This window comes from Frankia sp. AgKG'84/4 (assembly GCF_023242965.2).
In the GTDB taxonomy this organism is placed as follows: domain Bacteria; phylum Actinomycetota; class Actinomycetes; order Frankiales; family Frankiaceae; genus Frankia.
On record NZ_JALKFU020000232.1, the window covers coordinates 1 to 7,782 of the forward strand.

Consider the following 7,782-nt stretch of genomic DNA (forward strand, 5'->3'; position numbering starts at 1 on the left):
GGCCGGCACCCACCGCCGTGGCGCCACCGCGCCGGCCGACCGCCACCGATCCGCTGCGGGTGCTGGTCACCGGCGACTCACTGACCGAGACGGTTGGCCCGGCCATCACGAACGCCGTCCCGGGCACCGTGCGCGTGCGGACGGAGACCAGGTACGGCACGGGCCTCGCGCGACCCGACTACTTCGACTGGGCGTCGCGGGCGCGCGCCCAGCTCGGCGAGCAGCACCCGGAGCTGGTCGTCGTCGCGATGGGCGGCAACGACGGCCAGGGCATCACTCGCCCGGACGGCACGGTCCTGCCGGCCGGCACACCGGAGTGGTCGGCCGAGTACCAGCGCCGGGCCGACGTCGTGATGCGGATCTGGACCGGTGCGGGCGAGCGGCGGCTGCTCTGGCTCGGCCTGCCGCCGGCGCGCTCGCAGCGCCTGGACGGGTACTTCCACCAGCTGAACGCCGCGGCCGCCGCCGCGGCCGCCGGGGTTCCCGGCGCCACCTACCTCGACCTGACCCCGTGGCTGTCCCGCGGCGGCGCCTACAGCGACTACCTGACGACCGCCGACGGACGCACCGTGCTGGCACGATCCCGGGACGGGGTGCACCTCACCCTCGACGGCGCGCGCATCGCCGCGACGCACGTGCTCGACACCATCCGGGGCCGCTGGCCCCCGGGGGCTCTGCGCCCCTGAGGCGGCCGTGTCCGAACGACCCGATCAGCGCACGCGGAAGCCGAAACCCCCGCCCTCGAGATCCGCGCGGGTGCCGCTCACCGCCGCGAGGGCGTCGGCCAGCGTCTCTCGGGCCAGCGTCTCTCGGGCCAGCGTCTCTCGGGCCAGCGTCTCTCGGGCCAGCGTCTCCCGGCCAGGCATCCGCTCGGTCGGCGGCTGGCCCGGCCCGGCAGCGGCGATCGCGGCGAGCAGGTCCTCGGCGAGGACGGCGAGCTGGTCGGGCAGGGCATGGGGGGCCAGGCGCGGTGGCCGGGCGCCGGCTGGCGCACCCGCTCCGATCCGCTCGCCGAGGGCGGCCAGTTCGTCGAGCAGCCGCCGGGTCCGTTCCGCCCGGGTCAGCCCGGATTCGAGCGCCACGTCCCAGGAGGAGCCGGCCCAGCTGCGCAGGCGCCGAATGAGCAGCCCGACCTCTCGGCCCAGGTGGCCGACCTCGTCGGACATCCGCGCACAGTACCGCACAGGTCGACACGCGCCGGCGGGTGGGCCTTGCCCTCGCGTGTGACCTGGGGCACGCTTACGACATGAGCCGTTGACGTCGGGTTTTACGTCTGGAGGCGCGCATGTCACTGAACCGTTCCCCGCAGACCCATCAGATCCTCATCGAACGGATCCCCAGGGTGACCGGCCATGAGGTCAGTACCTGGCTCAGCCGGCTGGACGAGGGTCCGGGCCTGCTTCGGTTCACCGAGCGGGTGAACTGGCTGCGTGCCGAGCACAACCTGCCACACAGTTACGCGTCGGCTCTCGTGCACGAGTCTGACCTGCGCCGGCGGGCCATCCGGGCCTAGCCGGCGCCGCTCGGGCCCGCCGGCCAGAATGGCCGGATGGAACTCGACGCAGCCATCGGTTTCGTCCGCGATCACCATCGGGCGGTGTTGTGTACCACCCGCCGGGACGGCACCCCGCAGATGTCGCCCGTGTCGGTCGGTGTCGATGCCGGCGGGCGGCTGCGGGTCAGCACGCGGCTGACCGCGTTCAAGGTCAGCCACGTCCAGCGCGAGCCGGTGGTGCGGCTGTGCGTCCTACCCGATGAGTTCTTCGGGCCCTGGCTGCAGATCACCGGCACGGCGGAGATCATCGGGCTGCCGGCGGCGCTGGAGGAACTCGTGGACTACTACCGCGAGCTGTCCGGCGAGCATCCGGACTGGGACGACTACCGGGCGGCGATGGTCCGCGACCAGCGTTGCATCATGCGGATCACACCCACCGCCGCCGGGCCGGACCGCTCCGGCTGACCTGTGCCCCTGCCGCGCCGGCCGGCGCGGCAGGGGCCCGTGACAGGGGCGGCCTACGAGCGCAGCTTGGACAGCAGGCGCAGCGTCTCCAGGTACACCCAGACAAAGCCGATCAGCAGGGCGAAGGCCGCCCGCCACGCCTCGGACCGCGGGGCACCGGAGTTGATCGCCCGCTCGATGTAGTCGAAGTCGAGGATGAACTGCAGGCTGGCGACGATGAGCACCACCACGCTGAACAGGATGCCCAGCGGTGAGGCGTCGTTGATGATCGGCAGGTGGCTCCCGCTGACCGCCCTGATCACCAGGTCGGCCAGGCTGAGCAGGATCACGCCGAACAGCACGCCGGTGACGATGCGGGCCATCCGCGGGGTGGCCCGCAGCCGGCGGCTGCGGTAGGCGAGCAGCATCGCGACGAAGATCAGGCCGGTGCCGAGCAGGGCCTGCGGCACGATCCCGCCGAAGGAGTCCTCGTAGAAGCCGGAGATCGCGCCGACCGCCACGCCCTCGATCAGCGCGAAGGCGACCACCAACGGTGGGCGCACCCGGCCGCGCATCGCGACAAGGCTCAGGACCAGCGCGACGAGCCCGGCACCAAGCGCGATGCCCGGCGCGTCTCGCCCGACCACCCAGCCGACGCCGGCGCCGACGCCCAGCAGCGCGAACAGCCCGAGGGTGTGGACGACCACGTCGTCCACCGTCAGGGTGGTCGGCTGCCGGTAGTGGCTGGCGAGCTCCTCGGGGCTCGGCGTCGGCGGGGGAGCGAAGCCGCCGCGGCGCAGCACGGGGTTCGAGGAACGAAGGTCGGCCATGCAGCCGGCTCCTCTCGGTTACCGCCGGGCGGAAGCCTCGGTCGGCTGTTGGTGCAGACGTCTACCGCGGAAACGATCCCATGGACCTGCGGGTTCCCACAGTCCGGTGCTCGACACCACCGGCGGGGCGGTCGGCCCGGCGGATCCGGGGCCGGCCGCGCTCGCACGCCGAACGCCCGTGACGTTCATGAACGTCACGGGCGCCTCGACAAAGATTGTGCCGGTGGTCGGAGTCGAACCGACACTCGAGCTGTTTTTAGGACAGCCTCCTCTACCAGTTGGGATACACCGGCTCGTCTACATCGCTGCTGTTTCTACCATGCTACGTAGGTTCTGGGAATAACACATCCGGGAAAAGTGGTCCGGGACTGGCGAGCCCGCCGAAAGCGTGACTCATCGTGACGAGGATGCCGCCGTTTCGACATGGACCCCGATCAAGACGCGGACCACCGGAGCGAATAGCCCGGAGCTGGAGCGCCCGTTAGCAGCCCCACTCGGCACAGTCGAATACAGGCACACAGAGGTGCCGCTAAGTACGCTCGGCGGCCGTCCGAACCTCCGCCGCCGGGGGGATTCACCGACGGCGGTCGGGCCCCGTGCGCGCGAACGCCGACCCGGTCGCCGGCCGGGCCGGCGATCGCCGGCTGGGCCGGACGGTTGATCGCGGGCATCCGGCCCACCCCGGGCGCGTCGCCGGTGACCAGCTTGGCGGGCAGCCGCACGACCGCGGTGATGCCGCCGGACGAGGATTCGCGCAGCTGCACGCGGATGCCGTGCCGCCCGGCCAACCGGCCGACCGCGAACAGGCCCATCGTGCGGGAGACCGACACATCGACGATCGGCGGGCTGGCCAGGCGCTCGTTGACACGCTCGAGTTCCTTGGCGGGCATGCCGATGCCCCGGTCCTCGATCTCGATCATCGCGCCCGCGCCCGGGCCGAGAGAATGGCTGGTCACGAGCACGTCGGTGACCGGCGGCGAGTACGAGGTGGCGTTCTCGAGCAGCTCGGCGACCAGGTGGACGACGTCGCTGACACCGTTTCCGGCGATGGAGACCGGCGCCGCCGAGGTCTGCTTGACCCTCGTGTACTGCTCCACCTCGGAGATGGCTGCCAGGACGACCTCGTTGAGAGGCACGGGGTGCGTCCAGCGGCGAGCGGTGTCCGTGCCGGCGAGAACCAGCAGGCTCTCGTTGTTCCGCCGCATTCGGGTGGCGAGGTGGTCGAGCTTGAACAGGTTGGCGAGCTGGTCGGGGTCCTGTTCGCGGTTCTCCAGGTCGTCGATCAGGCGGAGCTGGCGCTCGACCAGCCCCTGGCTGCGGCGGGAGAGGTTGATGAACATCGCGTTGACGTTGTTCCGCAGCGATGCCTGCTCGGACGCCAGCCGGATGGCCTCGCGGTGCACCCCGTCGAAGGCGCGGGCGAGTTCGCCGACCTCCTCGTCGGTATCGATACCCACCGGTTCGATCGAGTCGTCGATGTTCTGTTCGGTGGAATCGCGCAGGCGGCGGACCGCCTCGGGTAGCCGGCGGTCGGCGATGTCGAGCGCCGCGGTCCGCAGCGCCAGCAGCGGCCGGACCAGCGATCGCGCCACGATCAGAGCGGCCAGCAGGGCGGCGGCGAGGATGAGCACGACGAGCAGGCCGGACAGCAGCGCTCGGCGCTGGATGTCGCCGCGCAGCGTGTCGACCCGTGCGTCCACGAGGTCGAGCAGCTTGCCGGTGGCCTCGATGCTGGTGTCGATCGTCTCCTGGGTCGCGCGGTTCCACTTCTCCGGTGTGAGAGTCGCGGGCAGCGGCTCACCTCTCGGCGAGGAGAGGACCTGCTTGATGTCGTCGTTGGTGTTCTGAATGTCTTGGTTATCGGGATCCACCGTCGGGTTGAAGATGGCGATCTGCTTCGGCCCGGCGAAGTTCTCCAGGTCGTCCCGGTCCCGGGTGCGTTGGGTCTCGGCGGACAGGAACGCCTGGTAGTCCGAGTCGAGGAAGGTCCGGTTGCTTCCCTCGGCGATCAGGCTGAACACGAGCGCCTGCTCCTCCGAGAGCAGCTCTGTCCCGGACATCAGGAAGTAGGCCGTATTGACCCCGTCGGTGAGCTCCTGGTCGTCATTTCCCTGTGGAATGAGGCGAATCAGGTTGGTCAGCGAGTCGATGATCGGCTGAAAGGCGATTTCGACGGAGGTCGGGGCCACGAGCCTTTGCATGGCCTGCCGCTTCGCCGGCAGTGTGTCCATTCTCGTCTGCACGTCGTCCAAGGCCTGGCGAACGCTACTACCGAAGGATCCGCGTCGCCCATCGGTCGTCGCCTTGTATGCCTGATAGGCATCGTTTACCGCTGCTTGTTTCGGTGGGAGTGCCTGTCCCTCGCGGGCACCGACCGCGCCGCTCGCGACGTATCCCGTGGTGTAGGTCCGCTCCCCGGCCAGGTCGTTCGCGAGGGTGACCGCGGCCTTGCTGATCTTGGTCAGGTCGGAGACCCGGTTGACGTCCCGCGTGCTGGTCAGCACCGAGACGGCAGCGATCGACGAGTAGGCGAGGATCGCTACGATCGGGACCGTAAGGATCGCGATGAGCTTGGTCCGAACCCGCCAGTTGGTCGGGTTGGTGGTGGCGCCGCGAAGGCGGCGCAGACCGGACCCTGTCGGGGTCGGTGGCGCCGTGGGGCGGTCGTCGCGCTGCCTGCCGTTTTCGTCGTCCACGGGCAGGCTCGGCGCCATGGTCGGCTCCGAGCCGGCGGCGATGCCCGCGCTGCTGGCCATCGGTTGTCTGCGCACGTACCTTCGCAACCTCTCCGCCAGCCTCCCGGAACACGTCGTACCAGGATGGCTCGGTATCGGGCCCGGATGTCCCTTGCCAGGCACCATAGCGGTACGAAGTCGGCATCCGAAAGGTGCCCACCGTAAGCACGTTCGTCGCCATGTGCCAGTCGTAACGAGAACGCGCGGAGTCACCATCCGGGTAACTGGCGCGCAGCGCGACAAGGTACAACATCCTCGCCCAAGGCTTGCCTCTCTCGGTGGCACTGAAGGTGTAAATTACGGCATCTCAGGGCATCTGAGACACCCGCTCTTACGGTGTGTTCGGGGGCGTCCTAGATGCGTCGCCCGTTCGGGTGGTGGACACCCACGGGCATGAACCCACGCCGGCGGGCGATGACCGTGACTGGCACCTCCGTGCCGAACGGTCCGTAGGCTTGCGGGGTGAACGACATGCAGCGCAGCGATGCTGATCACGACGTGCGGCCACCGGACGCGGTTGCGCCGCCCGCTGCCGGGGCGACCCCCGGGACCTCCCCCGCCCCCGGCGCCGCGGGTAACCCCGGCTACGACACGGTTCTGGTGATCGATTTCGGCGCCCAGTACGCGCAGCTCATTGCCCGGCGGATCCGCGAGTGCCACGTCTACTCGGAGATCGTGCCGTGGGACATGCCCGTCGCGGAGATCCTCGCCCGCCGACCGTCCGCGCTTATCCTTTCCGGCGGCCCGAAGTCGGTGTACTCACCGGGCGCTCCCCGGGTGGATCCCGCGCTGTTCGCCACCGGGCTGCCCGTTCTCGGTATCTGCTACGGCCATCAGGTGATGGCGCAGGCGCTGTCCGGCGCGGTCGCGCGGACCGGAACGGCAGAGTACGGAGCAACCCGCCTGTCGGTGCTCGAGTCCGGTGTCCTGTTCGCCGGACTGCCCGTGGCCCAGCAGGTGTGGATGTCCCACGGCGACTCCGTGACGGACGCGCCGCCCGGCTTTCGGGTCACCGCGTCGACGCCCTCGACGCCGGTCGCCGCCTTTGAGGACCCGTCCCGGCGGCTCTACGGCGTCCAGTTCCACCCGGAGGTTTTGCACAGCGAGTACGGCCTCGACGTGCTGCGGCGCTTCCTGCTCACGGGTGCCGGCTGCCGGCCGACCTGGACGATGGTGAACATCGTCGACGAGGCGGTGGCCGCGGTGCGGGCGCAGGTCGGCTCGGGCCGGCTGATCTGCGGGCTGTCCGGCGGGGTCGACTCGGCGGTGGCCGCGGCGGTCGTGCACCGCGCCGTCGGGGACGCGCTGACGTGCGTCTTCGTCGATCACGGGCTGCTGCGGGCCGGGGAGGCCGAGCAGGTCGAGCGGGATTTCGTGGCGTCCACCGGGGTGGAGCTCGTGCACGTCAAGGCGGCCGACCGGTTCGCCGCGGCGCTCGCCGGAGTCACCGATCCCGAGCAGAAGCGGAAGATCATCGGGCGGGAGTTCATCCGCGTCTTCGAGGAGGCGGCCCGCGACCTCGAGGCCCGTGCCGAGGCCGAGGGTGCGACCATCGACCACCTCGTCCAGGGCACCCTGTACCCGGACGTGATCGAGTCCGGCTCGCCGACCGCCTCCAAGATCAAATCTCATCACAACGTCGGCGGCCTGCCCGAGGACCTTCAGTTCGGCCTCGTTGAGCCACTGCGCACGCTGTTCAAGGACGAGGTCCGCCGGCTCGGCGAGGAGCTCGGCCTGCCCGAGGACATCGTCTGGCGCCAGCCGTTCCCCGGCCCCGGGCTCGCCGTGCGGATCATCGGTGAGGTCACGCCCGAGCGGCTCGACGTGGTCCGGGCAGCGGACGAGGTGGTCCGCGAGGAGATCCGCCGCGCCGGGCTGGACCGGGAGATCTGGCAGGTCTTCGCGGTACTGCTCGGGGACGTGCGGTCGGTGGGCGTGCAGGGCGACGAGCGCACCTACGGGCATCCGGTGGTCCTGCGTGCGGTCACCAGCGAGGACGCGATGACCGCCGACTGGGCGCGGCTGCCCTACGACCTGCTCGAACGCATCTCCAACCGGATCGTCAACGAGGTCGCCCAGGTCAACCGGGTCGTCTACGACATCACCTCCAAGCCCCCGGGCACGATCGAATGGGAGTGACCGACCGAAGGGGAGTGACCACCACCGCCAGGCGGTGAACCGGGGCCGAGGGGTGGGGGGGGGGGGGGGGGGCGCGCCCCCCCCCGCCCCCCGCGCGGACCCCCCCCGCGCCCCCCCGCCCCCCCCCCCCCGCCGCCGG

Annotated in this window: 7 protein-coding genes and 1 tRNA gene; 4 read left to right on the forward strand and 4 right to left on the reverse strand. The window is 70.7% G+C overall.

Going from position 1 to position 7,782, the window contains the following annotated elements; genetic code table 11:
- Window positions 1-686 (forward strand): SGNH/GDSL hydrolase family protein (locus tag MXD58_RS15215; RefSeq protein ID WP_250609431.1); only part of this gene is annotated, 686 nt, incomplete at its 5' end.
- A gap of 24 nt (window positions 687-710) precedes the next feature.
- Here the strand turns inward: MXD58_RS15215 and MXD58_RS15220 are convergent.
- On the reverse strand, window positions 711-1,166 hold the full coding sequence (locus MXD58_RS15220) for a hypothetical protein (protein ID WP_248836537.1): 456 nt from the start codon (window positions 1,164-1,166) through the stop codon (window positions 711-713).
- A gap of 119 nt (window positions 1,167-1,285) precedes the next feature.
- On the opposite strand from MXD58_RS15220, the gene MXD58_RS15225 reads away from it, so the two are divergent.
- Both MXD58_RS15225 and MXD58_RS15230 read left to right on the forward strand, forming a co-directional pair.
- Window positions 1,286-1,513 (forward strand): DUF4287 domain-containing protein, encoded by a 228-nt coding sequence (locus MXD58_RS15225; protein WP_248819430.1) that lies wholly within the window; start codon window positions 1,286-1,288, stop codon window positions 1,511-1,513.
- A gap of 36 nt (window positions 1,514-1,549) precedes the next feature.
- Window positions 1,550-1,960 (forward strand): PPOX class F420-dependent oxidoreductase, encoded by a 411-nt coding sequence (locus MXD58_RS15230; protein WP_248836536.1) that lies wholly within the window; start codon window positions 1,550-1,552, stop codon window positions 1,958-1,960.
- Between the two features lie 53 nt (window positions 1,961-2,013).
- Here MXD58_RS15230 and MXD58_RS15235 read toward each other — a convergent pair whose 3' ends face one another.
- The 3 genes from MXD58_RS15235 to MXD58_RS15245 all read right to left on the reverse strand — a co-directional run bounded on the left by MXD58_RS15235 (window position 2,014) and on the right by MXD58_RS15245 (window position 5,525).
- Window positions 2,014-2,769, reverse strand: a complete 756-nt coding sequence (locus tag MXD58_RS15235; RefSeq protein ID WP_248836535.1) for a Bax inhibitor-1/YccA family protein — start codon at window positions 2,767-2,769, stop codon at window positions 2,014-2,016.
- A gap of 218 nt (window positions 2,770-2,987) precedes the next feature.
- Window positions 2,988-3,062 (reverse strand) — tRNA-Leu (locus MXD58_RS15240).
- 141 nt (window positions 3,063-3,203) lie between these two features.
- Window positions 3,204-5,525 carry a sensor histidine kinase gene (locus tag MXD58_RS15245; protein ID WP_308301973.1) on the reverse strand — a complete coding sequence of 774 codons (2,322 nt, stop codon included), beginning with the start codon at window positions 5,523-5,525 and terminating at the stop codon, window positions 3,204-3,206.
- A gap of 450 nt (window positions 5,526-5,975) precedes the next feature.
- Here MXD58_RS15245 and guaA point away from each other — a divergent pair, with 450 nt between their 5' ends.
- Window positions 5,976-7,643 (forward strand): glutamine-hydrolyzing GMP synthase, encoded by a 1,668-nt coding sequence (guaA, locus tag MXD58_RS15250; protein WP_284678390.1) that lies wholly within the window; start codon window positions 5,976-5,978, stop codon window positions 7,641-7,643.
- The last annotated feature ends 139 nt before the right edge of the window (window positions 7,644-7,782 follow it).